The sequence below is a fragment of the Rummeliibacillus pycnus genome, assembly GCF_002884495.1.
In the GTDB taxonomy this organism is placed as follows: Bacteria; Bacillota; Bacilli; order Bacillales_A; family Planococcaceae; genus Rummeliibacillus; species Rummeliibacillus pycnus.
Window position 1 is genome coordinate 1110684 of sequence record NZ_KZ614145.1, and the last position, 26347, is coordinate 1137030.

Below are 26347 nucleotides of genomic sequence, written 5' to 3' on the forward strand. Positions count from 1 at the left end.
GTTTAAATTTTTTGCATTTGCTTTATACTCAGACCTGATCCACGGGACTTCACTCCGTTTCTTAAGCTTGAGAATGTTTAACGATTTAATCTACTATGAGCTATAGTGCTCTACTGGACTTGGTTCCCCCATCGGTTAACCCCTCCCCGTCATGAAAGGATTTCTTAAGTGAAATCTTTTATAGTATAGCTCGTACAACGACTTTTATACACAAAGTCAAAAACTTTTTAAATTTAATCAAACATGCGGCTTAAATTAGCCATTTCAATTGCTGATACAGCTGAATCGTAACCCTTGTTTCCTGCTTTTGTGCCAGATCGTTCGATTGCTTGTTCAATATTTTCTGTTGTAACAATTCCAAACATTACTGGTATACCAGTTTTCAATCCAACGTTAGCAATTCCTTTGGCTGCTTCATTACAAACATAATCATAGTGAGAAGTTGCTCCTCTAATAACAGTTCCTAACCCAATAATGGCATCATATTTTTTCGTTTCCGCCATTTTTTTCGCAATAAACGGTACTTCAAAAGCACCTGGTACCCAAGCGATATCGACATCATCTTCAGATACTCCATGACGTTTTAAACCGTCCATAGCACCACTTAATAATTTTGCTGTCAAGAATTCATTAAATCTTCCTACAACAATCCCGATTTTTAAACCTGTTCCAATTAATTGTGCTTCAAATGTTTTTGCCATTTCCAACCACTCCTATGCTAAAATATGTCTCATTTTAATTTTTTTTGTTTCTAAATATTTTTGGTTTTCTGGTTCTGGTGAAATTTCAACCGGTACACGTTCTACTATTTCGATTCCGTATTTTTCCAAACCTTCAATTTTAGCTGGATTATTCGTCATTAAACGTATTTTCGTAATACCAAGATCTCTTAACATTTGTGCACTTAAACCATAGTCACGCATTTCTGCTGGAAAACCTAAATGAATATTCGCTTCTACTGTGTCATATCCATGTTCTTGTAACTCGTATGCTTTTAGTTTGTTAAGAAGACCAATTCCTCTTCCCTCTTGACGCATGTATAAGATAATTCCAGTACCTTCCTCTTCAATCATTTCTAATGATTTATGAAGTTGCGGGCCACAATCACAGCGTTTTGAGTGGAAAATATCACCTGTTAAACATTCTGAATGAATCCGTACAAGCGGTGCTTCTTCCTTTTGTAGATTTCCCTTAACAATAGCAAGATGTTCTTTATCATTTAATTGATTTGTATAACCAATCATTTGAAATTCTCCAAATGAAGTAGGTAATTTTACAGATGCAACGCGTTCAATTAATTGTTCATTTTCATAACGGTAGCTAATTAAATCTGCTATAGTTACAAATTTTAAGTTATGCTCTTCAGCAATTTCGTGTAATTGTGGTACTCTTGCCATTTTTCCGTTATCAAGCATAATTTCACAAATTACCCCTGCTGGTTCTGAACCACAGAGTTTTGCAAAATCAACTGCTGCTTCTGTATGACCTTGTCTTTCCAATACGCCGTTATCTTTTGCGATTAAAGGAAATACATGACCAGGACGACGGAAATCAGAACCTTTTGCAGTTGCACTAATCAATTGTAGAATGGTTTCAGAGCGTTCATATGCACTGATGCCAGTTTCTGTTGTTTTATAATCAACACTTACTGTAAATGCAGTTTGATGATTATCCGTATTATTTTCTACCATCGGATTCAGTTCAAGATGTTTGGCTAAAGATTTGGACATCGGCGTACAGATTAATCCACGTCCGTATTTTGCCATAAAATTAATATTTTCAGGTGTTGCAAATTCCGCTAAAACGAGAAAATCTCCTTCATTTTCACGGTTTTCATCATCAACAACAATGATCATTTTACCTTTTTTTAAATCTTCAATTGCTTCTTCGATTGTATTAAACAATTGAATACACCACCTTATATCAATTATACTCGGTATAATTTTTTAAAATTAAGTTTGTAAATCATTCTAGAGGCTAGTTCTTTTTTAGCAAATGATTACTTGATCAAAAATACAGTTAGAAATTAACAGCATCTATAACACTTTTGAGAAGTTAAAATCCATTTTCTTTTAGAAAATCCATCGTAATTGTTGAATTTTCCTGCTTACGATCTAAATGATTGATAACATACTTTCCAAGTAAATCATTTTCAATGTTGACAATATCACGTTCTTTTTTGATTCCTAAAATTGTTTGATCAAATGTATGTGGAATAAGTGAAACAGTTAGTTGTTTTGGCTTCACATCGAATATTGTCAGGCTGATGCCATCAATTGCAACTGACCCTTTCAACATACAAAATTTACTTAGTTCCGTGCTTATTCCGATATCTACATAAACAGCATTTGCAAATTTTCTTTTTCTCAAAATAACCCCTGTACCATCAACATGACCAGATACAAAATGTCCTCCGAACCGACCGTTTGCAGGCATTGCTCTTTCTAAGTTGACATATTCACCAATTTGAAGAGATTGAATATTTGTTGCTTTTACAGTTTCAGGCATGACCTCTACTGTGAATTGGTTGGCGGAAAATGAAATAACTGTTAGACAAACACCATTGACTGCAATACTGTCACCAAGATGGACATCTTCAACAATTTTTGGGGATTCAATCGTTAATTGCATACTATTTGGTGCATTCTTAATTGCTTTTACACTTCCTAAATCTTCTACAATCCCTGTAAACAAAAGAATCACCTCACTTCAGAACAGATTGACTTTTAGTATTTTTGCCTTTATTTAAACCTATCTGCTATTTTACACTTATTCAATAAGTATAGTAGGTTTTTAGAATTGGACAATTCCATCATTAATCGTCATCTGTCAAAATAATCATTCTTTTTTGGATTATTTCACCAAAAAGAAAACCCCTAAAGGAAATTTTACCTTAGGAGTTTGCGGGAGAATATGTAGTAAATGGTATGACTAAATAAGCCTATTGAAATTGCATTTCAACAGCCACAACCACTGCTCATTGTCCTTCTCCCATCCAGACTATACTGTCGGCTTTGGATTCACACCAAATCCTGCCTATAAAAGGCTCACGGGCTTAGAATTGCTTCATCACCGTCGATTGGGAATTTCACCCGACCCCGAAGGACTGCAAATATGAAATTTTTAATGGCTTTCAAAAAGAAATTAGAATGTACAAAGCATTCTTTTCATAAATAAGAAAACCCCATAGATTAATCTCTACGGGGATAGGAAGTAAATTTATGTCATCAACAAATAAACCTATGAAGTACAGTTGTAAATCATAAGAAATTTAAAGTTCCATACATCCTTCTCCATCCAGACTATACTGTCGGCTTTGGATTCGCACCAAATCCTGCCTATTAAGGCTCACGGGCTTAGAATTGCTTCATCACCGTCGATTGGGAATTTCACCCGACCCCGAAGGATTATTCATCTATGCGCATAGTATAACACTCTTTCCTAAAAAAATCATTAATTTTTTAATATTTATTCATACAAATCATTCATAAATTTTTATAAGCAAAAAAACACGAATGCTTTTTAAATATACAATCCTATAATTCATATAATTTTTTATTGTTATTTGCTTAATAGAGTGCTCAAGATGACGCTTCATGCTAAGCAATCTGTGAGCCAGCTAATTCTATGACTAATTCATAGACCTTATACTACTTTATTAGAATTTTCATAGCGTCTAATGATTACTTTATTTAAATTATCATGACGCTTAATCAAGACACTAATCATTTGATGCCATTTTTTACATTGTTTATATGCTTCTTTGTATTCCTCTGCTTCTTTTGAAATAGGTTCTTCCGGTTCCAAAAATACATACTCAATAATTGGGGTAGACAAATCATCTACTACTACTTTTAAACTTAATTTAGATACTCCTTGTTCTGGAGAATTTTCTACTTTCTGTTCAGTTGCATTATCCGAATCTTCTTTTGAACTTTTTTCTGGCTCCATTAAATAAATCAAAGAATTTCCACCACCATCAAGTAAGGATCCTCCAAGTAACCCTCCTCTTGAAATTAACGCTATTTGAATGCCATCTTCTTCAATTGCAGTTTCATAAATTTCATTGAATAAGTATTCCTTTACTTCAAAGTCAGAATCTATATCTTCTCTTTTTGCAATAAAAAATGTTTGAGAAGCCTCATCAATAAGTAATGCATGCAGATAATTCGAAGAGATTGTACATTGACTATGAGGGTACTCTTCCAACATTTCTTCTGTTTCTTTTTTTATTACCTCTTCTCTTTTCATCTCGATTATTTTTATCTTATGAGAACCCCATTTATACAACAAAAACGAAACAAATAGACAAAATAGTTTGGCTTCAAGTGTGGATACGATAAATGTAAAGATGAAGAATAACGCACTTGAAATAAAAATTAGTAAGAGTTTCACTAGCAGCCCACCTTTTTGAAAATATCGAGGAAATTATTACTTACTATTAGTAAATAGTATTCCGTGAATATTTATTTCATGCCCTTTTAAGAGAATATTTATAAAAATTTCTACTATCTCTTGAGAGTATTTCTTCATCGGCAAGTTGAATCTAATTTTAAAAAGAACCAATAAAAAAATACTCCTAACTATACGAGTTCAGATCTGTTTCATTTTGAACTACGGACAATAAGAGTATTTGGCCATATTCGATTATTTTTCGTACTATCTATATGTAAATTAATTCTTTACTGAATTCAAACGGTTTTGGTAGACTATCTCTTTTTCCAAAATGATATAGTATAGACTCTACAATTCTTTTTGAGGCATGTCCATCACCATATGGATTGGAAGCCTTCGCCATCTTTTCATATTCATTTAAATCCGTTAACAATTCCTTTGTTAAAGTATAAATTGTAGACTGATCTGTACCTGCAAGTTTTAATGTACCAGCTTCAATTCCTTCTGGTCTTTCTGTTGTATCACGTAATACTAGAACCGGAACACCTAATGAGGGAGCTTCTTCTTGAATACCACCGGAATCCGTTAGGATAATGTGTGCTCTTGATAAAAAATTATGAAAATCAATTACTTCTAACGGTTCAATTAAATGAATCCTCGAATTCTCTCCTAATATTTCAGTAGCAATTTCTCGTACAGCAGGGTTTAAATGTACAGGATAGACTATCTGTAGATCCTCATGTTCATCGACAATTTGTTTAATTGCTTTAAACATATGTCTCATGGGTTCACCTAGATTTTCCCTACGATGCGCTGTCAAAAGGATCATTTTATCTTTACCGATTTTCTCTAATATCGGATGAGTATAGTTTTTAGAAACAGTTGTCGATAAGGCATCAATTGCTGTATTTCCAGTGACGAAAATAGAATCGCTTTTTTTGTTTTCATTCAACAAATTTAATTGTGCCATTTTAGTCGGTGCAAAATGATAATCTGCGATAACCCCTGTTAATTGACGATTCATCTCTTCTGGAAATGGTGAGTATTTGTTCCATGTACGTAAGCCTGCTTCAACATGACCAACTGGAATTTTATTGTAAAAGGCTGCAAGACTTGCAACAAAAGTTGTTGATGTATCGCCATGAACTAATACTAAATCTGGTTTTTCATTTTGCAAAACTTCATTTAATCCTTCCAATGCACGCGTAGTCACATTAACTAACGTTTGTCGTGTAGTCATGATATTTAAATCATATTGTGGGTGTATATTGAATACATCCAACACCTGATCAAGCATTTCGCGATGTTGAGCAGTTACCGTTACTATCGATTCAATTTCATCCTGATGTTTTTCTAATTCCAGTACTAACGGTGCTAATTTTATAGCTTCTGGTCGAGTACCAAAAATCGTCATTATTTTCAATTTACTCTGAATAGTCATCTAGAACATACTCCTCTAATTTAAATATTAGGCAAACATATAAGCAACACTTATGATTACTACAAATAGTAAAAGAATCGTTTGTAGAAGGAACGAAAAATTCAATTTATTTTTTTCTTGATATTGACTAATTGTATTGTTTTTTTCTTCTTTGTACTGTTCATCTAACAATTTACCACGATTTAATTTCTTTTCTTCTTCACTTAAACTATTAAACCATTTAATAAATTTTTTATATTCTCCAATAACTTTTTTGGTTGAATCATACATCTTAATTTGCCCAAAATGAATCCACATCACTCGGTCACAAAACGCTTCAATTTGGGATAAGGAGTGACTGACAAAGATGATAGTTTTTCCTTGACTTTTAAATTCATTAATCTTATTTAGGCATTTTTGATAAAAAGTTTGATCCCCCACAGATAATGCTTCATCGACTATTAAAATATCTGGATTTGTGTGAATTGAAATAGCAAACCCTAATCGTGATTTCATACCACTTGAATAATTTTTGACGGGTTGATTAATAAAATTACCGATGTCTGCAAACTCGATAATGTCTGCAGTTAAATCGTTTATTTGAGCATTGCTTAAACCATGCATCAAGCATTTCATTTTAATATTTTCTAAACCAGTTAATGATGCATTTAAACCAACTGAAATTGCTATTAAAGATGTTTCACCATTAATTTCAATTGTACCTGAACTAGGAGGAATTACTTGCGCTAGTAAATTTGATAAAGTCGATTTACCCGATCCATTTAATCCAATAATCCCTATAGCCTCACCAGCATTAATCTCAAAACTAATATTTCTTAATGCGTTAAACTGATCTCGATCTTTTTTTAAAGAAATAATATCTTTTAATTTATCAGATTGTTTACTATATAATCTGAAACTTTTTGAAACATCTACACATTGTATTTTCGGATTCATATTTCTTCCTCCGATTATAAGTAATCAACAAATTTGTTACGGAATTTAATATGCAAAAAGGAGCCAACGGTAAGTATTAATATGCTCATACTCCAGAAATAAATCGTATAAGGAAGGTCTTCAAAAAACCAACGTCCCCCTAAAATGGAATATCTAAAACCTTCAATAATATAAAATAAAGGATTTAATTTTAAAATATTAACAAAAACCTCAGGAAAATTATGAACATTCCATACTATTGGTAAGAAAAACATAATTAATCTTACAATGGATTGCACCATCATTTGCACATCTCGAATAATTGTTGTCAGTGTTGCCAAAAGTAAGGTTATTGCAAACAGAAAGAAATATAAGCAAATAAGATAATAGATTAATTGAAACAAATATGCACCTGAAAAAATACCATAATATATTGAAATTCCGATCGTAATCATAATCATCGGAATTAAGGAAATGGAATTTCCTATGATTCTAATAGTTGGTAATACACTTACTGGGAAGTGCATTTTAGATACTAAATTTACCTTTGCAAAAATACTATTAGATCCTTGTATGATCGTTCGGCTAATATATAACCATGGTACAAGACCGATTATTAACCAAAGGAAAAATGGAGTACCATCTACTGGAGTACCTTTTCTAATTCCAAGACCAAAAATAAGCCAATAGACACCTATTTGAATAAAAGGGTTTAATATTTGCCATAATGCACCAAAATAGTGCATCGTGTATTTTCCTTTTTCTTCATATAAACTTAAACGAAAAATCAAATTCAAATGAAGAAATTGTTCTTTCAAAACTTGCCCAGTGAAGTTCATACAAGGGTTGCTTCCTTTTTAGTATATTTAAAGAGATTTCCGTAGTTCATATATTCAACATCACTCGATAATTTTTGCACAATATTTTTGGTATCAAAAATTCTTTTGTTAGACATTTTCATAAAATCACTTTCGCCAAATTCCTTAAACTCATCATGATCTGTAAGTATTATAACTAAGTCAGAATCATTAACAGCTTGAGCAATATCTTGTTGGATCCAATCTAATTTCACATGTGGATCATATGCTCGCACATCATAGTTTCCCTCTGATTTTAACATTTCATAAATTTCTAAAGCTGGACTTTCTCTAATATCATCCACATTCCCTTTGTACGTAAGACCAAAGACTGTAAGTACTCTGCCATTTACGATTTCCATTAACTTATTCACATTGTCTACCACGAATTGTGGCATAGATGTATTAATAGTGCGAGATAAATTAATTAATTGTGCTGTTTCAGGAGCTCTCGCTACGATGAAATATGGATCAACAGCTAAACAATGACCACCTACGCCAGGACCAGGAGTATGCAAATTTACTCGAGGGTGTTTATTGGCCATTTTAATAACATCGAGTGCATTAATTTCTAGCTCATTACATACTTTTGCGAGTTCGTTCGCAAGTGCAATATTAACATCTCTAAATGTATTTTCCATTAACTTAGACATTTCTGCTGTCTTCGCATCAGTTCGAATAATTTCTCCTTGCACAAATGTACTATATACATTTACGCCAGCTTCTGTACAAGCAGGAGTAATTCCTCCCACAATACGATTATTAAACACTAATTCTTGAAGAATTTGTCCTGGCAATACTCTTTCTGGGCAGTGTACTAGGAAAATATCTTTACCAATGATAAAGCCAGCTTCTTCTACTAATGGTCTTACGAAATCATCCATACTACGAGGTGCCATTGTCGATTCAACAATAATTGTATTCCCTCTCTCTATATAAGGTATAACTGATTTTACAGCACTTAACACATATGTTAAGTCACAAGATTTATATTGATCATAATGATTTGGTGTTGGTACAGAAATAATAAATGTATCAGCCTTTTCTGGTGTATAGGATGCTCTAAATGTCCCCATTGAGATAACTTCTTCTAAGGCTTCTTGTAATCCAGGCTCTTCTAGATGAATTCTTCCATGATTCAATGAATCTACAACTTCCTTCTTTATATCTACGCCTACAACATTTACATCATGTTTTGCAAACATAATTGAAGTTGGTAATCCAATGTATCCTAAGCCGATCGTACATAATTTCATCATTTTTTCCTCCAATATACACATTTTTGTAAGGTTTTCGATCAATATATTTGATTCAAGTTAACCCTGAAACTATATGAGAAAATGAGTAAGATTTAAAATCTTGGACCTTGTACGAATAGTTTCGCATCACCTCCCTTCTATTTGATTTCTGAATTTTCAAACATCAAACTTTAGAGAAGTATTTAGCGATTTTTTTGTATTTCCTTTTTTTATAAAAACCTTCGAATTTATCAATCTCAATAGAACGTTCAACTATAAGATCTTTGTATAAGGAATAAATTTTATAAAGTGTATCGATAGCTTCCTTTTGATCTTCCTCTTTTATTCGTTTGATTCTAATCAAATACCAATTTTTGAAATAGAAGTTAAAGCGCTTTTCCATATACAAAGTGAGTAAATCATTTTTAGTCAAAAATGGAAGTCTCTCTTTCTCCAATGTGAAATATTTTTCAAAGAATTTTTTTGTCACAGTATTCGTGACTGAACCTGATACAGCTGCATAATAAATATGTATATCCAGATCAATTACCATTCCTTTTTTAGAATGCAACAATAGCTCTTGGAAGAATAAAGTATCTTGACCACCAGCATTTTCGACCATCTTCAATTCATTTCTAGTAATAATTTCTCTTTTTACGATCAATGCTTGAATGCTTTGTGTCCTTAAATCCGTATCGATTAATAATTGTTTTGGATTGTTAATGATCGGGCTATGAAGTGTATCTAATACAGTTTGATAATATTTAAAATTACTGATTTTCGTATTATCAAATTTAAGCATATTGCCTATGGCAATATCTAATTCTTGATCACTTTTCAAAAGTTGCAACAATTGAACATATCCATCATTAACTGCTTCGTTATCTGGATCTAAATAGGTTACGTATTTACAATTTGCAAGGTTTACGCCCATGTTTCTTGCTCTTGAGGCACTGCCACTACCACCTTCAGGAAAGAAATAGGTAATAACATTAGCATGCTCTTTTGCAATTCTGTTAATGGTAATCAATGTATCTTTTTCTGAAGACCCATCATCCACCAATATAATTTGCATTTTTTCGAAAATACTACTTCTTTTTAGGCTATTAAAACACTTGTTTAACAAGTATTTACCGTTATTAAAAATTGGGACTATTACAGATAATTCATATTCAGAATCTGTTAATTCTTGATCTTCTTGTTCTATAGCTGTATTTAACTCAAAATGATCTATACAATATCCATATTTTCTCTTGTGATTTATTTGCATATCAAGCAATTCATCTGCGAGAAAAGTATTTGCCCAAAAAACTGTTTTATATTTATCCTGAATTTCATTAATATAATTGTGTTCTAAACCTTTTATCAATGTACTACCATTATAAAAACTATTTTTAGCGATATAATCTGAATTCGTATACTTAAAACCATTAATCATATCTTCTAAATAATATTCTTGATAGTGATATTTTGAATTGAAAAATGCGATGATATCATATTGTGACTTAATCTGATCATTAAATTCATCTTCAGAAATTAGATACTTCTCTGCATATGTTTGATTTTCAAAATCTCTAATAATATTTGAATTTAATTGATTTGCGACTACTAGTACTTTTTTTGATTTAAGTTGTGAGCCTAATTCAATTCTTTCTAATAATTCATCAAATCTTTGAAACGTTGTATGTGAAGTCATTGCAGTTCGAATTCCTAGTATCTGATGTTTATAAATTTCTTCCTCTGTAAATCCGTTCAAAATATCTTGAACTTCTTTACGATTATTTACGATAAAGACATTTGGAAACTTGTCATTTACTCCTACGCTATAATTCGAAATAATAATATTCCCTATTGCTTGCAATTCATAAATTCTGTTAGCAAACATCGTTTCACTGAATTTTACAGAATTTAAATTAATTGCCCAATCATATAATTTATGAACTTTTTGTAGATACTCATGTTCGATTGAAGGTGAGACGAACTCCAAATATTTCTGTGGAAAGAAATAATTCACTTTATCCAAATGGAAATTTCGGTCAATGATTTTTAAATTTCTGTTTGCGTTAATGACACCTTCGAAAATCTCAATGGTTTCCTTTTGTCTTTCGGGATATTTAGTTAACCAAGATCCTGCAAAGAAAACTCCCCTACTCTTTTTGTTTTTTCTGATTCCAATAGGATTATGATAAAGTGGATTAATACCAAACTCCAATACGAAAACTCTATCGTGTTTACATTCTTTTTTATAACTCTCAATTTTTTCTTTTGCTGTTGTAAAAACATAGTCACATTTCTTTGCGATTCCTATAAATTTTTCATAATTTACTGGATCTTCTTTTGAATAAAATACCGTTTTTATGTTATTTTTTTTATAGAAATTAATAATTTTATATAAATCTTTTCTTTTCGAAGATGTAGGATTTGCTACTCCACCCCAGCTACCATCCAAGCCTTTCCAAGCACTTACAACGAATAAAAAATCTATTTGACCTTTTAATTCTTGATAATTTTGTAATGTGATGGGTATGAAATTTGCGACATCTTTGTAGGATTGGTATAAAAATTCATCGGCAATAATTCCGACTTGAATCGAATTTTTCGTATAATATCTGCTACCATTACTATCAGGAATAAGATCTATTAATCGTTTAATACGATCAAAATAATGTAGATCAGCAACTTCTTCTCGATAGCTCAAATATTCATCTTTTGTCATTATTTTTGGTGCAGTTTTTATTTCATAAAGTAGCAATGATTCTTCAGGAATCATTAAAGGTAACTCTCCATTTTCCTCAAGGTAATCAATTTCGTATTTTTCTTTCTTGATATTATGTTCGAGATTTAGTCTTTTTGATTGGATCTCTTTAAGCTGTTCTTCAATGTTTGTTGTTTTCATTTCTTTTGCCTCGCTTAATTCTTTTTAAGAATCTCCAATATACATAGGTTAGTTTTCCAAGCTTCGAGTTACTAATTGCACGAAATTTTGAATGTAATTTTTGATGAGAATTTAACAGATCTTCTTCTTGAATATACATTCTTAAAAGCTCTTCTTGGATCATTACTTTAGCCTTTTTTTCGCTTACTAAAGATTCTTTTAGAGATTCCAATTTTTTTGATAAATCTTCTGTTTCTTCTGTTTTCAATTCCAAAATAAGCACTCCTAATAGTAAATCAAATGGTTTTAAGATACTTTTGCATAGACATTGATGAATGACTCTTTTTCATTTTCCCAATTGAATAGCCTACTTGCTTTAATGCTATTCTCACTTAATCGTTTACGTAATGCATTATTATCCAACAATTTATTAACAGCAGCAGCGATTTCATCTGGTTTATGTGAATCAATACAAATTCCTGTCTCTTCTCCTTCAACAACTCTTTTGATTTCCGGGAAGTCACATGCAACAACTGGTACTCCTGCCATCATGTACTCAAATAATTTATTGGATGAAGCTGAGTAATGATTATAATTGGTGTTGTTTAATACTTGAAATCCAATATAAGCATTTCTTGTATATTTTGGTAATTCACTGAGTGGTACTTTTGGTAAAAACTTAACTTTACTCTGAAGGTTCATGTCATACACCATTTTTTCTAAGTCTGGTTTAATCCGACCATCACCAATCAGTACTAGAGTTCCTTCTTTAAATTTAGGTACTGCTTTTATTAATTTATCTAGTCCTCGTCCCGCTTGGATACCACCTTGATAAAGTAGTATTTTCTCTTCTTCAGGAAGTTGAAGTATTTCATGAAGATTTACTTTTTCACTCTTATTTTCTTTTTGAGTAAATGGATAATTGTGTATGACATTCGGATAAAAACCATATAGCACTTCATTGTATTTTGCTCTTGTATGGTTTTCCACAATCATAGAATCCATTCTTCTAATGAAGAATTTCTCCATTTTGCTATAAATTGAACTATCGTATCCTGTTCTACTTGTTTGTACTTCATGAGAATCATAAATTAAAGGTTTTTTAATTAATCGCCATTTTGCGCATATATACCCTTGTGGTAATGTATTTAAATCATTCGAATGATAGATATCATAATTTTTCAATCTACCTCTTAATATCATTCTCATGATGATACTTCCTCTTAAAAATGCGGTTTTTAATTTTGTTTTAAGTATTAATACTCCTATAAAAGTTAGAGGTAGAGTTATTATAGGAAAGTAGAGTGCTATAATAAGCCAAAGTAAGAATGCAACTCCACCAGCCAATTTATTCTTCATACAAAATTGAAATGCTGACAATATTAGTGGATATCTTCTAACTCTATAAACATTAAAATTTTCATTTCTTTTTTCTTTATAGTTCATGTTTTTATCATTTGGATCGTGAATACATATAAGGTCTACTTTATATCCTTTTTCTGATAAAGTTGTACATTCTCGAAGTACTCTAGCATCATTTGTAAAATGGTTCCATACAAACATACACACTTTTTTTCTCATAGTCTGATGTCCTTATCTATTTGATTTAGTAATGATACAGGTTCTGCTACATGATTCTCTTTAAGTAACGTGAATAATTTGTTGATATTCTTTTCCCAAATAAAATGCTCTTTGATTAAATCAATTGCATTATTTGCTGTTTTTTCTCGTAGTTCAGGACTATTTTTTAACAACAATATATATTTCACTATTTCATATGCATCCCTTTTTTCAGATACAAAACCCGTCTGATATTTTTGTATAATATCTTTAGAATATCCTGAAACAGCAGCTACAACTGGTAATCCTGATATCATATAATCAATTAATTTACCAGGTAGTACTGTGTCAAAAACATCACTATTGTTCAATGAAAGAACTCCGACATCATGTTCAGAGTTTAACTTTATACACTCCGCTCTCGTTGTAGGATTAACAAATAATACATTGTTCAATTTATGATCTCTAATAAAATTTTGTAGTTCATATTTCTTTTGACCGTATCCTACAATCGTGATTAATATATGATTTTTATCTAACTTTTGAACCAATCCTTTTAAGAATTCAACATCTTGTGCAAGTCCGATATTCCCCGTGTAGATCACTCTAAATTTCTTATGGTATCTATAGGTTGGACACAATTCATGTTGTCTACCAGCATTCGGGATATAAGTAATTTTAGAAGGTGTTATTTTTGCTTTATCTACGATATAATCTTTGAATCCAATACTATTAATAATGATATAATTTGCTTTCTTATATAAGTAAATTTCTAGGAGTGAAAAGAAGTTAATAATTATTTTTCGATTAAAAACCCCTACCCCTTTCAATGATTCTGGCCATAAATCTCTGACATCTAAAAATAACCTCGCCCTATACCTAAATTTCGCTATAATACCAACAAATGCAATAAATATAGCTGGTGTTGTTACAAAAACCACATCAAATTTTTGTTTGCTAAACAGGACAAAGAATAGCATTTTAATAGATATCTCCAAGTAATGGACAAGTCTGTTTAGCATATTCAAGGCGTATTTTCTGTTTTTAACTTTAATTCGATGGATTTTGCTTTCATGATCTAGTGTATTGTCATTCCAAAATTTTTTATCTTCATAAAGATGCTTATTTGGATACGATGGTTCAGTTGTCAAAACTGATACATCATAACCTTCTTCTTGTAATAACTGAAAAAGATTATTCATTCGATTTGCATGACTACCTATTTCAGGATAAAAATTTTGTGTAATGATCAATATCTTGGAACTAGACAATTAAGCGACCTCCTAAAGTACCTTTAGTCATAAAGATTCGAATTATTAGGAATATTTATATTCCATGTTCTCTGTTACGGGTTAATTGTAGCATAGATATTTACATTATTTGTTAAGCCACTGATTCACTTTTATTAACTATTTGTAAATTATTATTAATTTTATTAATAAACTCTTCCTTTTTTACAAAATTAGTCTATTTTTAAAGAAGCTCATATTATTGATATAGCTGACTTATGAAAATTACAACTACATGATTTTGCAAAATATTAACGGAGGATTAATATGACTAGAGAGCAAAAAAAAAGAATACATGAAATGAAAAAGCGAAGAATTTTAAAATGGGTTGTAAGCATCGTGATGTTACTTATAATTGGGATCAGCGGAATGGCATTCAGTATGTATAATAGCTTTTCTGCAAATTTGAGGGAAACTCATGTTACGATTCATCGCGATCAATCTAAACAACGTGTGAAACCAATTAGTTTTGAACAAAAGGATCCATTATCTATATTATTATTAGGTGTTGATGGTCGAACAGGTGAATCTGGTCGATCTGATACTATTATCGTTTTAACAGTTAATCCAAATACAAAAACAACAAAAATGCTCAGTATCCCAAGAGACACTTACACAGAAATTGTTGGGCATAATACAACTGATAAATTGAACCATGCTTATGCTTTTGGCGGCATTCAAATGTCAATGGATTCTGTAGAACATCTCTTAAATATTCCAATCGATTATGTTGCAGAAATAAATATGGATGGATTTTCCGATATGATTGATGCAGTAGGAGGAATTACTGTAACAAGTAATCGGGCCTTTGAACAAAATGGTTACCATTTCAAAGTTGGAACAAATAGATTAGATGGTAAAGCTGCTCTTGCTTTTATCCGTAACCGCCATGATGATCCAGAAGGTGACTTTGGTCGTCAAAACCGACAAAGACAAGTAATTTCAGGATTAATAAAAGAAGCTGCGTCTGTCAATAGTCTTTTTAACTATAAAAATATTTTTAATTCATTAGGTAAAAATGTGCAAACAAACTTAACCTTCTCGGAAATAATGAAGCTATCACAAAATTATAAAGATTCTATTTCGAATATCACCCAATTAAGATTTGAAAAAGGTAGAGGCGAAATGATTAATGGAATTTGGTATTATAAGATGGATGATCATGAATTGAAGGAAGTATCTAAGGAGTTACGCAACCAACTAGAGCTTCCATAAATAAATGGCAAAAATAAAGCTGTCTATAAACGATGATTAAACATTGCTTATAGGCAGCTTTTGTCATTTCATTCATAGGATTATTATTTTCAGTTTAATTATATTTACCCAGTATTTCTTTTGCTAAATAAAATCTACTTCAATAGTTCAAGAGTATTTACAGCTATGTTTTGCTTTAATTCTTTTCTAATTTCTATATCATTTAATCTATATCCATTTTTTAGCATATCTATCGTTAATCCAAATGTCATTTGAAGATGGGGATAATCTTTGAATCCAACCCAATCCCCACCCCAATCAAAACCCATTTTTTTTGCTAAATCAGCAACCTCAAACCAATCAGATTCTCCATTGCCATTACCATCATAATTTGTGTCCCAAATAATTACACCATTTTTATCTAATAATGCATAATCAAATGCTAATCCGTAATTATGATACGATTCCCCTGCTCTTGTATTTGTAACAATCTTCCCTGGTGTTGTTCTTCCTTGCTGATATAATTTATCCTGTTTTGTAAAAGAACGAATACCCTCAGTAATGACGACATCAATTTTTTGTTTTGCCGAACTAGTAATTAGCGTATTTTTCATCTCCTCAACCACTGGTTCTAGTTTTGTAGGGATAGGTGCATTTTTCCCTAAATAGATATACTTTTTTTCTTCTTCCTGTGGTTTTGAAATGAAAGTAATACTTAATATCACTACAAGAGTAAAAATCAATATGATAAACCATGTAATGAATATATGATTATTGAAACTCTTCATTTTCCAAGTATGTTCTCCCTAAAATTATAAATTATAGTAAAAATAATTTTGCTCTGTTTACCCAATATAGTTTAAGTACTTTCCATATGTCTCCGCTTTCATACGTAAAATTACTTCTTACCCCAAATCCATTCCAACCAAAGAAGTATGCCAACTCAATCTTGAGTCTGAGGAAATTATCTCCTTCTTTTAATTATAATGATATCAATAACAATTCGTGGAGGCGTTTGAAATGAAAATTGAAAAGGTTTCAATACTGATTTCTAATTTTGAACAGACCGTAAGATTTTATCGAGATACACTTCAATTGAACCTATTATCGTTTGATGATCAACAAGCATTATTTCTTATAGGTGAAAGCATTCTTGAACTAAAAAAGGATTTTGATGAAAATAGTTACTATTATCACTTCGCGTTCAACATCCATTCAAATTTATTTTCAGAAGCGAAAGCATGGCTCAAAAAAAGAGTGCCACTTTTAAAAGAAGACAATCTAGAAGAAATATATTTTGATGGAAAAACACAAGGATATGCTTGTTATTTTGAAGATCCATCAGGGAATATCGTTGAATTCATTGCAAGGGAAGTTACCTCACCACAGTCAAAACATAACGAGTTTACAACTGATAATATTCTCTCTATAAGTGAGATAAGTTTTACAACCTCAAAAATAAAAGAAGTCTCTGAAGAACTGAATGGCCTTGGAATATCGATTCGAGATAATGATCATTTAAATGAAAAGGGTCTTAATTTTCTTGGTGATTATGATGACGGTGCATTTATATTATTAGGGCCAATTGGTAGACGGTGGTTATTTTCCACAAAAGGAGCCATACCTTCTCCTGTTTCAATCCAAACAAATAAGGGTAAAATCTGTAATTTTAACTATCTTTTCTAAACTCAGTTGCAACTTCTTTAATTGCATATGAGTATGTATTTTATCGTTATCGAGGTTTCTATAAAAGCTTTTATCTAAAGAATCGTTCATTCAAATGAAGATAACAACTTAAGGTAATTATTGAATAAAAAAGATTCGTTTAAAACATTTCAAAACATGATGAATCAAAGAATGTTACTCAAGAAAAAAAGAAAATCTTCAATGAATAAAACATAAGTGACAAAATAAAAGAAAAAGGACTTCATTTTCATGAAGTCCTTTTTTATATATATTATTTTTAGACTGCGCGTTCTGTTCATGCTATTTTTCATCTTCGCTGAATGACAATAAAGAAAATAACTTTTATGAGGATTCTCGTCGAAAGCGTTGCATACAACACAATTACCTATCTTAAAAGAAGATATATTTTTTATAACTTTGCATGATGAAATTGATTTATTTGAGACTTATTTTCTTTTGTTTCTTATCTATCACTCTATCAATAGTTTCTTCGTATTCTTCTCGTAATTTTTTTACGAGTTCCGCTACTGGCAATATTTCGTGAATACCACCGACTCCGTGACCTGCACTCCAGATATCTTTCCATGCTTTTGCTTCATCATCAGCTTTATGGACAATTTCAAGTTGTTCTGGTTTTTGCAGATTTTGTGGATCAATTCCTGCATTTAAGATACTTTGCAGAATAAAGTTAGCATGAACACCACTTAATTTATCTGTATAAATTATATCTTTTGCTTCTGCTTCTAACAGCATTTTCTTGTAAGCATCACTTGCCATTGATTCTTCTGTAGCTATAAATCGTGTACCCATATAAGCCAAGTCTGCCCCCATTACCTCGGCAGCTAATATGTCCTGTCCGTGTGAAATAGCACCTGATAAAATTATCAATCCATCAAAGAATTGTTTCACTTCATGAACAAATGCCATAGGATGTAGCATACCACCATGTCCTCCTGCCCCATTACATACAAGAACTAATCCATCTATATTTGCTTCCATTGCTTTTTTTGCATGTTTAACACTGATTACGTCCGAGAATACAAGTCCACCATATTCATGTACAATTTTCGCAATATCTGTTGGCTTTCCTAATGATGTGATGACAATTGGTGGTTGATATTTTTTGATTAATTCTACATCCGCATCATATCGATCATTAGACTTGTGCACGACAAGATTAACTCCCCATGGTGCAACAGTTTGATTTGTTTGTTCCGCTTCTTCTAATTGTGTAGTAATCGTTTGCATCCATTCTTCTAATGCTTCTGAAGTTCTTGCATTTAATAATGGAAAAGTTGTAGCCACCCCTGATTTACAACCTTCTACAACAAGTTCAATCCCAGACACTAAAAACATTGGTGCTGCAATTACAGGTAATTCTAATGCTTTTAATTGTTCTTTCACATTTTTTTTCACCATTTCATCCCATCCTTTCAAAAGGTAAATCTATAATAATTTTACTTAAAATAGAATTTTTTGTACAGTAAACGCAAAAAATTCGCATCTCAAATATTAAGAGATTTTATATTCTCATTAAAATCATCGTCATTATTACTAAATATTTACTAACTAACCCTAAATCATCTTTCAATAATTTGTAGAGAAGATTAAAGCCTTTCTTTATTTTTAATGTATAATATTGTATTAATGAAATTTTAAAGGAGTTTAAATTATTTTATGGAAAAGAAAATCAAGATTGATCATCAAATTGTTTTGTATATTACTATATTAAGTATTATTAGCTATTCTTTTATCTACTCAAGTAGTTCTGTTAGTGGGCAATACGCTGGTTCTATTAATTTTATTTATAAACAAATTGCATATTACATCATAGGATTTGTTGCAATGATTATGATTTCAAAATTAGATAATCAGCAGTTAAGAAATGTTTCTTTAGCTTTGTACGTTCTAATATTTATTTTATTAGTAGGTTTAATTTTTGCACCTGAAAGTATTGCCAGACCAATAAATGACGCAAAAGCCTGGTATCAAATACCTTTTATAGGGAGTTTTCAGCCTTCAGAATTTCTAAAATTTTGTTTTTTAATACTTACAAGTTGGAGCATTATTAAACATAATAAAAAATATAGAGTCCATACTTTCAAATCTGATTTGATTTTGCTAATTAAAATCGCACTACTTACTATACCCCCAATGCTTTTAGTTTACATTCAACCTGATACTGGGATGATTATGCTATATATCGCTATGTTATTACCTATGTTGTTTTTTTCTGGGATTAAAAAAAGATTTTTATTGCTCATACTTAGTGTTCCTACTATCATAATTTCTTTTATTTTGGTTTGTTATTTTTTCTTCAATGAATATTATCAAAAAATAATTTTAGGAAGCTTATCCCCTCACCAAATTTCTCGTATTAATGGATGGCTTGATCCCTTTAATTATGGCGATTCTGCATATCAAACTAAAAAAGGAATTCTAGCAATCGGTTCTGGACAAATCTCCGGAAAAGGTTTCATGCACAATAATGTTTACATACCCGAAAAACATACAGATTTTATCTTCGCAAACATTGCAGAAGAAACAGGATTTATAGGAGCTTCATTTGTGCTAATAATATTATTCTTATTAATACTTAGATTTGTGCAAATATCATTAACTGCCAATACACAATTTACTATTCTTTTAACATCAGGAATTGTGAGTCTTTTTACTTTTCAAATATTTCAAAATGTTGGCATGACAATGGGATTATTACCCGTAACGGGCGTTACTCTTCCTTTTCTAAGTTATGGTGGTAGCTCATTACTTTCAAATATGATGTTAGTTGGTATAATGATTTCAATTAAAAATTCTTATGGTGGTTTAATGTTTAAGTATGGAGAGGAAGATTGATATGGATCAAGAGCAAACAAAATTTCGGGTTTATGTTCTTTTTATTTTGTGTATTACCTCAATATCTTCTGTATATTTAGCCTATTTAATAAGATTATTTAAAGTACTATAAAACTTTATTTTTAAAATAAGCTCTTTCTACTTTATCTTTACTTTTAACTACTTTTTTTACAAAACACAAAAATTCATATCTTCTCGAATATTTCCATCACTCGATACATACTTTAGCCTGTATGACTTTTGTTTTGAATTCTCTAGGAGGGATTTACATGATCGTCAAGCAGAGATATGTTAAAAAAAATGACGTTGTGTTTTGTACTGAGACAGATCTTGCATCATCTGTTTTAGAGAAACTCCACAAATCTGGTTATAGATGTATACCCATTTTAGATAAAAACAAAGAAAAGTTTATTGGGAATGCCTATAAAGTTGAGATTCTTGAATATCAGAAGAAACATGATCATCAAGACATTCAAATTTCTGAGCTAGCTATCGATAAAGATGGAATCATCGATCTAAATAGTTCATTTTATAAAGTTTTCTTAAAGATTAAATGGCTCCCATATCTTGCCGTTACAGATGAACAGGGAAAATTCTGTGGAATTCTAACCCATTCGAAAGTATTTGATCTTCTAGAAGAAGCTTGGGGTTATAAAACTGGAAGTTGTGCGCTAACAATTGCTGTTCCGGTTGCTGAAGGAATTCTTGTTAAAACTCTTTTACTCATCCGAAAAATATGGCCCGTTCACTCTGTGTTTTCAATTGATGACGATGACTGGTATTTACGAAGAGTGATCATAACACTAGACAAAGGTGCAAAAAAGCAAACTGTAAAAGAAATTGAAAGTAATCTTCATAAAGTCGGTGCTCGACTAGTTGATGTAGAAATATTTAATCAAGAAGAGTTTGAAAGCAATTAAAATCACTCTCCTTGTAAACAAATATTAATATAAGCTTCATTATTAGTTATTAAATTACAAATAATGAAGCTTATTTTTTAATGTGCTAAACTTGATCTTTCCTTTTCAAAAATAGAAAACCATCTTCAGTAACATCGCGTTGCAAATAACCTTTACCAACTAAATAATGTAAATATGTAATCACTTGAATAAATGCTGCTTCTTTTAATTCAGGTGGTTTGTGCCCATATACTTTCTCTGTAATAATTTTAGGTGTCGTACCTACTTCTGGAATTGAATCAATTATTTGTACACACTTTTTATAGTAATGATTTCTCAACTGTTCAACTCGTTCAATGAAATGGGTTATATTATCACCGTGTCCTGGTAACGCTTTGGAAATATTTAATTGTACTAATTGATCAAATGATTTTAAATAAGGTGCAAGTGGGTTTTGAAAATCAGTTGACGGTAATACAATTGGATTAATGTTCTCTAACAAATGATCACCTAAAAAAATAGTACCTGTATTTTCCTCATACAGACAATAGTGATCAAAAGAATGTCCTGGAGTCCAAATTGGTCGCAATACGTAAGAATCTCCTTTTATACACAATAGCTCAGTAAACAAATAATCTGGAGAAAATTGAAAAGACTCATACGGACTAAAGTTTGTAGGTACATTGGAATTATGCTTCATGCCGTAATCACTTAAAAACGATAGATTTTCATCATAGAAAATCCCTTTTTCAAGTAATTGTTTTCTTTTCTTTAGTTGTTCATGACTTTGCACAGACATCCAAATTTCTGCTCCATAAAATTCTTTGAACCAGCGTGCTAAACCGAAATGATCATTATGCAAATGTGTAATAATTACTCGCCAAACTTTACGATTTCCTATAACTTCTTTCCATAAATCAATTGCTTCAACTGAAGAATCACCCGTATCAATTATTGTTAGTCCTGTTGGTTCTTCAATAAGATAACTATTCACGCTCAGCAAATCATACGGAATAGGTAAAACCACCTTTTCTAATTGTAAACAATTTTTTTGCTTCATTCCTATCGCCTCTAATCTCTCCATCGTTCTATAATAATTGATTATTCAGTATTTTATGATAGATGTATTAGTTTTACCAATAGAAAGACTACTTATTTGATGGAAGAGTTAAAAAAACCGTTGAGATTTTTCTCAACGGCATTATAAATCTACGTTAAATATTATAAAGAAGCACGATAAATATCCAATACATCTTGTTTGTTAAGTTTTGCAAATCTGCCAAATTCACCATTAATCATCGCTTTATCAGCCATCAATTCTAGTTTGCTGTCATCAATATCATAATCAGCTAATCTTGATGGAGCACCAATGCTATTCCAAAACTCACGTAATTTTTGAATACCTTCTAATCCAATTTCTTCATCACTCTTACCTTCTGGATCAACCTTAAATACTCTTATAGCTAGTTGCTTGAAACGAGATGGTTTTACTTTTAGATTATGTTCCATCCAATGTGGGAATAGAATTGCTAGTCCACCACCATGAGGAATATCATAAACTGCAGATACTGCATGTTCAAGATTATGTGTAGCCCAGTCACCTGCATAACCCATATTTAAAATTCCATTCAGTGCCATTGTACCACTATACATAATAATTGAACGATATTCATAGTTTTCTAAATCATCTAAAAGTTTAGGTGCAGTCTCCATGATTGTAGTGAGTAATGATTCGCACATACGATCTTGGAAAGGGGTATTTTCTGTAAGATGGAAGTAATGTTCGAATACATGAGACATCATATCAACAATTCCATTAATAGTTTGGTTTTTAGGAAGTGAAAATGTATTAACGGGATCTAAAATAGAAAATTTAGGAAATGTAACACTACTACCCCAGCCATGTTTTTCTTGTGTTTCCCAATTCGTAATAACAGATCCTGAGTTCATTTCGGATCCAGTTGCTGCAATTGTTAAAATAGTTCCGAATGGTAATGCTTCAGTAGCAAACGCTTTTTTCACGACTAAATCCCATGCATCTCCGTCATATTTTGCTCCAGCTGCAATGAGTTTAGTGCAGTCAATTACACTACCGCCACCAACAGCTAATAAGAAATCAATGTTTTCTTTTTTGCAAATTTCAATTCCTTTTTTGGCTGTTGAAAGACGGGGATTTGGTTCAACTCCCGCTAATTCAAAAACCTCTGCACCTATTTCGGTTAATATGTTTGTAACTTGTTCATATAGTCCATTTCTTTTTATGCTTCCGCCACCATATACTAGCAATACTTTTTTACCGTATCTTGGCAATTCAGTCTTTAAAGCTTCTAGTTGCCCTTTACCAAAAATAAGTTTTGTTGGATTCCAAAAAGTAAAATTTTCCAAATCATAAAACCTCCAATTCATATCCTTATTATAAAGTGTACTTATAAAAAGAAAAAATATTTTGCTTTGAATCTTAGTACATAAAATTATATTTTTAAATTTTGTTAAACCAATTTTAATTTTCTATTTTTCCAGTTAATTTAGTTTCTTTTAAATTATTTCCCTGAATCCACTCTTGAAGATTTATATCTATTATTTGTTCTCCTTTTGCAATAGAAGTTAAGATTTTTTCATCTTTAAAAGAATATGAAAACGTATGAAGTGTTCCAAATAATTGATCATAATCTGTTAAAAATAATGGGGATTCGCTCGTTGAAAATTGATTGAACATTTCTCTATATGTTAAATTGCTTTTTCGTAAGCTTTGCAAATAGTCATTTCGCTTTATAGAATTATCATTTAACATTCTATTGTTCGGTTGTAGTTCTTTCACCTGAAAATGATTTACACATGATAGGAAATCTGGTTCTCTTCTGACTGAGATTTTAGTTGGCGTCGCTTCAACTACTGCGATATCACCATTTCGATCTCCAATTGAAAAATTGTAACAGGCTGAATGAGGGATTTCCTTAAGCATTTGAATTGCATCATCTGTTGTTGAACAAGTGTCAAGTATCATTCGGATTGATGTCCATGGCGATAAACCTACTGAATAATCTTTATTACTAACAAAATGTAAACCTAAAACTACCCCTTGCTCATTTACCCCATCGTGTCTACCGATAGCTTGCAAATTGTAGCCTGCTGATGCAAAAGCATGATCAGGTTGTACTAAACTAAAATTACCGTCATATAAAGAAGGACCAAAATCATAATTTCTTACATAATAATCCTTGGTTAAAATTGTAGAGCATCCCATTGCTTCTGTTTTTTGTACATCATATCCACTAAATAATGAAGCTGCTTTATTTAATGAAATGCCTAATCCTTCAGATAAACCTTGTAACTCATCTAGTAAATGAGGTGCAAAACTTAAATAAATAGATTTCATATTTTCGTATTCTATCTCTGGTTTCGTTATCATCTCTAAGGCTCTAATAATCGGATTATTCTGTATTATCTTTCCAGTTCTAAAACCAATATTAAAAGAACTGTCTCTTATTTGTAGCACTTTTACTTCAAAAATCGACATAAATTTCTCCTTTTTTCTCTTATTTTAAAGAGTGATTTTATAAGTAAAATATATCAATTATTTTCAATTAAGGGAAATACAAAACATAAAATACAAAAATATCAATATATCCAATAGAGAGTTTCAAAAATCCTCTATTGAATATTTTTTTGGCAATTAATTACCAAACTGATCCAATATTATTTAGTAATTATTAAATTAACTTCGGCGTCCTTATTGTTTTTATAAGATGTCCTTTTTTAACTAGAAAAAGTTACCTACGACTTGAAAATTCATTTTATTAGTCTTCTATTCCCCAATCACTACTTATTATCGATTTAAGAAGCTGTAATTGTTCTCTTCCGATATGGTGACAAATATCTGATTCTAACTCGTTTTTTATTTTTGTATATTCTTCGTATATGGATTCACCAAAGATTGTTAAAGTGATACACTTATCTTTCTTATTATGCAAAGCATTATGGACTTCCATTATACCTTTTTGCTCTAGTCCTTTAATTAATTTGTGAGTTGCTTGCCGTGTAATATCTACCTGTTTCGTAACAGTAGCAATCGTTGGTTGTTTTTTGTATGTATGCGAAATAACATACCATTCAGAATTTGAAATCTTAATTTTGTTTGCAGCATTCCACATACGCTCTACTTTCTTTCTTAAGATCATGTGTCGTTTACTCAATAAATCTAGTACATCAAGTTCTTCTAATTGACTACACAAGGTAGTTCACTCCTATCATTTCTAATGAATACACTTTATAACAGCATGCCTAAATCGTCAACTTGATTGACATTATACTACTAGAAAGGCTATACTTAATATTGTCAACTGAGTTGACAATACACTAAAGGGGTCGTTAAAATGTATGCTGATGGTGATTTGATTATTTATTCGACACATGGAATTTGTCATATTGATGAGGTAAGTGAAAGTACTTTCAATGATCATACAAAATTATATTATGTTCTTCATCCGATTGACAAAGAAGGATTAATTATACGAATTCCGGTAGATAGTGCAGAAAGTTGCTTCATGCCTTTAGTTAACGCCCAAGAATCGAAAGCATTGATTAAACAATTTTCAAGTAAAGGTGTAGATTGGATCGATAACAACTCAAATCGAGTACGAATGTTTGAAAATACGATCAATAATGGTAATCGTAATGACATTGTCAGTTTATTGATTACACTTTTACGAAAGAAATCTGAATTTGCACTTTTAGAAAGAAAACTTTCCAATCAAGACAATAAGTTTCTTGAATTTATTCAACATACACTATTTGCAGAAATGGCAGTTGCACTACAAACAACTCCGGCAACTATTGAGGCACTAGCTCATAAAGAAATGAATCTTCCCTTATAATACTCCCTGTTGCATTTCTATATCTATTTTCAGTAAAGCTCACCTTTAATCTGGGTGAGCAATTTTGTTATTTTGAATTAATGCAGTAAAAAAATTTATTACTTTCAAACTAATTCAACATTTTCAAAGAGCGATGGCAAAGACTTTTTTAGAAAATCACATATTCGAAATGGAAAATACTCACAATATCAAAATAAAAACATTAAAGACTATATTCTAATAAAATAAACATCAAAAAGAACTTTAATAATTTCCGAGTTCCCCTCTT

Annotated in this window: 23 protein-coding genes and 2 riboswitches; of the genes, 5 read left to right on the forward strand and 18 right to left on the reverse strand. The window is 31.2% G+C overall.

What is annotated here, in order from left to right; translation table 11 throughout:
* Nucleotides 1-233: 233 nt before the first annotated feature.
* The 12 genes from ribH to CEF14_RS05705 form a co-directional block, all read right to left on the reverse strand.
* Nucleotides 234-701 (reverse strand): 6,7-dimethyl-8-ribityllumazine synthase, encoded by a 468-nt coding sequence (gene ribH / locus CEF14_RS05650; RefSeq protein WP_102691955.1) that lies wholly within the window; start codon nt 699-701, stop codon nt 234-236.
* Nucleotides 702-713: 12 nt separating this feature from the next.
* Entirely contained in the window at nt 714-1904 is a 1191-nt protein-coding gene (locus tag CEF14_RS05655; RefSeq protein ID WP_102691956.1) for a bifunctional 3,4-dihydroxy-2-butanone-4-phosphate synthase/GTP cyclohydrolase II, read from the reverse strand.
* Nucleotides 1905-2055: 151 nt separating this feature from the next.
* Nucleotides 2056-2694, reverse strand: coding sequence for a riboflavin synthase (gene ribE / locus CEF14_RS05660; RefSeq protein ID WP_102691957.1), 639 nt, complete (start codon nt 2692-2694; stop codon nt 2056-2058).
* 285 nt (nt 2695-2979) lie between these two features.
* Nucleotides 2980-3110: riboswitch (FMN riboswitch) on the reverse strand.
* 172 nt (nt 3111-3282) lie between these two features.
* Nucleotides 3283-3411: riboswitch (FMN riboswitch) on the reverse strand.
* Between the two features lie 234 nt (nt 3412-3645).
* On the reverse strand, nt 3646-4251 hold the full coding sequence (locus tag CEF14_RS05665; RefSeq protein WP_211284564.1) for a hypothetical protein: 606 nt from the start codon (nt 4249-4251) through the stop codon (nt 3646-3648).
* Nucleotides 4252-4663: 412 nt separating this feature from the next.
* Nucleotides 4664-5836: a non-hydrolyzing UDP-N-acetylglucosamine 2-epimerase gene (gene wecB / locus CEF14_RS05670; RefSeq protein ID WP_211284565.1), complete on the reverse strand. Its 1173-nt coding sequence runs from the start codon at nt 5834-5836 to the stop codon at nt 4664-4666.
* Nucleotides 5837-5863: 27 nt separating this feature from the next.
* Nucleotides 5864-6772, reverse strand: coding sequence for an ABC transporter ATP-binding protein (locus tag CEF14_RS05675; protein WP_102691959.1), 909 nt, complete (start codon nt 6770-6772; stop codon nt 5864-5866).
* Nucleotides 6773-6786: 14 nt separating this feature from the next.
* The gene (locus CEF14_RS05680; RefSeq protein ID WP_102691960.1) at nt 6787-7590 is read right to left on the reverse strand and encodes an ABC transporter permease; all 804 of its coding nucleotides are present in this window, start codon (nt 7588-7590) and stop codon (nt 6787-6789) included.
* Entirely contained in the window at nt 7587-8864 is a 1278-nt protein-coding gene (locus tag CEF14_RS05685; protein WP_102691961.1) for a nucleotide sugar dehydrogenase, read from the reverse strand. The genes CEF14_RS05680 and CEF14_RS05685 overlap by 4 nt, the downstream gene beginning before the upstream one ends.
* Nucleotides 8865-9030: 166 nt before the next feature.
* A complete protein-coding gene (locus tag CEF14_RS05690; protein ID WP_170061451.1) occupies nt 9031-11616 on the reverse strand; it encodes a glycosyltransferase in 2586 nt (861 codons plus the stop codon).
* 106 nt (nt 11617-11722) lie between these two features.
* Nucleotides 11723-11995, reverse strand: coding sequence for a hypothetical protein (locus CEF14_RS05695; RefSeq protein WP_102691963.1), 273 nt, complete (start codon nt 11993-11995; stop codon nt 11723-11725).
* Between the two features lie 32 nt (nt 11996-12027).
* Nucleotides 12028-13302, reverse strand: coding sequence for a glycosyltransferase (locus CEF14_RS05700; protein ID WP_102691964.1), 1275 nt, complete (start codon nt 13300-13302; stop codon nt 12028-12030).
* Nucleotides 13299-14552, reverse strand: a complete 1254-nt coding sequence (locus CEF14_RS05705) for a glycosyltransferase family 4 protein (protein ID WP_245890060.1) — start codon at nt 14550-14552, stop codon at nt 13299-13301. The genes CEF14_RS05700 and CEF14_RS05705 overlap by 4 nt, the downstream gene beginning before the upstream one ends.
* Before the next feature lie 285 nt (nt 14553-14837).
* Here CEF14_RS05705 and CEF14_RS05710 point away from each other — a divergent pair, with 285 nt between their 5' ends.
* Nucleotides 14838-15785, forward strand: a complete 948-nt coding sequence (locus CEF14_RS05710; protein ID WP_102691965.1) for an LCP family glycopolymer transferase — start codon at nt 14838-14840, stop codon at nt 15783-15785.
* Nucleotides 15786-15919: 134 nt separating this feature from the next.
* Here the strand turns inward: CEF14_RS05710 and CEF14_RS05715 are convergent, their stop codons facing one another.
* The gene (locus CEF14_RS05715) at nt 15920-16552 is read right to left on the reverse strand and encodes a M15 family metallopeptidase (RefSeq protein ID WP_102691966.1); all 633 of its coding nucleotides are present in this window, start codon (nt 16550-16552) and stop codon (nt 15920-15922) included.
* Nucleotides 16553-16784: 232 nt separating this feature from the next.
* Between CEF14_RS05715 and CEF14_RS05720 the strand changes: the two genes are divergently transcribed.
* The gene (locus tag CEF14_RS05720) at nt 16785-17450 is read left to right on the forward strand and encodes a VOC family protein (RefSeq protein ID WP_102691967.1); all 666 of its coding nucleotides are present in this window, start codon (nt 16785-16787) and stop codon (nt 17448-17450) included.
* Between the two features lie 435 nt (nt 17451-17885).
* On the opposite strand, the gene CEF14_RS05725 is transcribed toward CEF14_RS05720, so the two are convergent.
* A complete protein-coding gene (locus CEF14_RS05725) occupies nt 17886-18869 on the reverse strand; it encodes an NAD(P)H-dependent flavin oxidoreductase (protein ID WP_102691968.1) in 984 nt (327 codons plus the stop codon).
* Nucleotides 18870-19127: 258 nt separating this feature from the next.
* Between CEF14_RS05725 and CEF14_RS05730 the strand changes: the two genes are divergently transcribed.
* Together CEF14_RS05730 and cbpA are read left to right on the forward strand one after the other, a co-directional pair.
* The gene (locus CEF14_RS05730) at nt 19128-20306 is read left to right on the forward strand and encodes an FtsW/RodA/SpoVE family cell cycle protein (RefSeq protein WP_102691969.1); all 1179 of its coding nucleotides are present in this window, start codon (nt 19128-19130) and stop codon (nt 20304-20306) included.
* A 269-nt stretch (nt 20307-20575) separates the two neighbouring features.
* Complete coding sequence (gene cbpA / locus CEF14_RS05735) at nt 20576-21226, forward strand: cyclic di-AMP binding protein CbpA (protein WP_102691970.1); 651 nt, start codon at nt 20576-20578, stop codon at nt 21224-21226.
* A gap of 85 nt (nt 21227-21311) precedes the next feature.
* Here the strand turns inward: cbpA and CEF14_RS05740 are convergent, their stop codons facing one another.
* The 4 genes from CEF14_RS05740 to CEF14_RS05755 all read right to left on the reverse strand — a co-directional run bounded on the left by CEF14_RS05740 (nt 21312) and on the right by CEF14_RS05755 (nt 25437).
* Nucleotides 21312-22265 carry an MBL fold metallo-hydrolase gene (locus CEF14_RS05740; RefSeq protein ID WP_170061453.1) on the reverse strand — a complete coding sequence of 318 codons (954 nt, stop codon included), beginning with the start codon at nt 22263-22265 and terminating at the stop codon, nt 21312-21314.
* A gap of 161 nt (nt 22266-22426) precedes the next feature.
* Complete coding sequence (locus CEF14_RS05745; protein ID WP_102691972.1) at nt 22427-23590, reverse strand: iron-containing alcohol dehydrogenase; 1164 nt, start codon at nt 23588-23590, stop codon at nt 22427-22429.
* A 115-nt stretch (nt 23591-23705) separates the two neighbouring features.
* The gene (locus tag CEF14_RS05750; RefSeq protein WP_102691973.1) at nt 23706-24722 is read right to left on the reverse strand and encodes a C45 family autoproteolytic acyltransferase/hydolase; all 1017 of its coding nucleotides are present in this window, start codon (nt 24720-24722) and stop codon (nt 23706-23708) included.
* Between the two features lie 280 nt (nt 24723-25002).
* Nucleotides 25003-25437 carry a MarR family winged helix-turn-helix transcriptional regulator gene (locus tag CEF14_RS05755; protein WP_102691974.1) on the reverse strand — a complete coding sequence of 145 codons (435 nt, stop codon included), beginning with the start codon at nt 25435-25437 and terminating at the stop codon, nt 25003-25005.
* A gap of 141 nt (nt 25438-25578) precedes the next feature.
* Between CEF14_RS05755 and CEF14_RS05760 the strand changes: the two genes are divergently transcribed.
* A complete protein-coding gene (locus CEF14_RS05760) occupies nt 25579-26079 on the forward strand; it encodes a CarD family transcriptional regulator (RefSeq protein ID WP_102691975.1) in 501 nt (166 codons plus the stop codon).
* Nucleotides 26080-26347 lie beyond the last annotated feature (268 nt).

What these genes read in the sequence shown, in the direction of transcription:
- CEF14_RS05675 (WP_102691959.1), bottom strand. Translation starts at nt 6,772, where the DNA reads ATGAATCCGAAAATACAATGTGTAGATGTTTCAAAAAGTTTCAGATTA.
- ribH (WP_102691955.1), bottom strand. Translation starts at nt 701, where the DNA reads ATGGCAAAAACATTTGAAGCACAATTAATTGGAACAGGTTTAAAAATC.
- CEF14_RS05715 (WP_102691966.1), bottom strand. Translation starts at nt 16,552, where the DNA reads ATGAAGAGTTTCAATAATCATATATTCATTACATGGTTTATCATATTG.
- CEF14_RS05665 (WP_211284564.1), bottom strand. Translation starts at nt 4,251, where the DNA reads ATGAAAAGAGAAGAGGTAATAAAAAAAGAAACAGAAGAAATGTTGGAA.
- CEF14_RS05690 (WP_170061451.1), bottom strand. Translation starts at nt 11,616, where the DNA reads ATGATTCCTGAAGAATCATTGCTACTTTATGAAATAAAAACTGCACCA.
- CEF14_RS05740 (WP_170061453.1), bottom strand. Translation starts at nt 22,265, where the DNA reads ATGAAGCAAAAAAATTGTTTACAATTAGAAAAGGTGGTTTTACCTATT.
- CEF14_RS05750 (WP_102691973.1), bottom strand. Translation starts at nt 24,722, where the DNA reads ATGTCGATTTTTGAAGTAAAAGTGCTACAAATAAGAGACAGTTCTTTT.
- CEF14_RS05700 (WP_102691964.1), bottom strand. Translation starts at nt 13,302, where the DNA reads ATGAGAAAAAAAGTGTGTATGTTTGTATGGAACCATTTTACAAATGAT.
- CEF14_RS05710 (WP_102691965.1), top strand. Translation starts at nt 14,838, where the DNA reads ATGACTAGAGAGCAAAAAAAAAGAATACATGAAATGAAAAAGCGAAGA.
- CEF14_RS05720 (WP_102691967.1), top strand. Translation starts at nt 16,785, where the DNA reads ATGAAAATTGAAAAGGTTTCAATACTGATTTCTAATTTTGAACAGACC.
- CEF14_RS05760 (WP_102691975.1), top strand. Translation starts at nt 25,579, where the DNA reads ATGTATGCTGATGGTGATTTGATTATTTATTCGACACATGGAATTTGT.
- CEF14_RS05725 (WP_102691968.1), bottom strand. Translation starts at nt 18,869, where the DNA reads ATGGTGAAAAAAAATGTGAAAGAACAATTAAAAGCATTAGAATTACCT.
- CEF14_RS05680 (WP_102691960.1), bottom strand. Translation starts at nt 7,590, where the DNA reads ATGAACTTCACTGGGCAAGTTTTGAAAGAACAATTTCTTCATTTGAAT.
- cbpA (WP_102691970.1), top strand. Translation starts at nt 20,576, where the DNA reads ATGATCGTCAAGCAGAGATATGTTAAAAAAAATGACGTTGTGTTTTGT.
- CEF14_RS05685 (WP_102691961.1), bottom strand. Translation starts at nt 8,864, where the DNA reads ATGAAATTATGTACGATCGGCTTAGGATACATTGGATTACCAACTTCA.
- wecB (WP_211284565.1), bottom strand. Translation starts at nt 5,836, where the DNA reads ATGACTATTCAGAGTAAATTGAAAATAATGACGATTTTTGGTACTCGA.
- CEF14_RS05730 (WP_102691969.1), top strand. Translation starts at nt 19,128, where the DNA reads ATGGAAAAGAAAATCAAGATTGATCATCAAATTGTTTTGTATATTACT.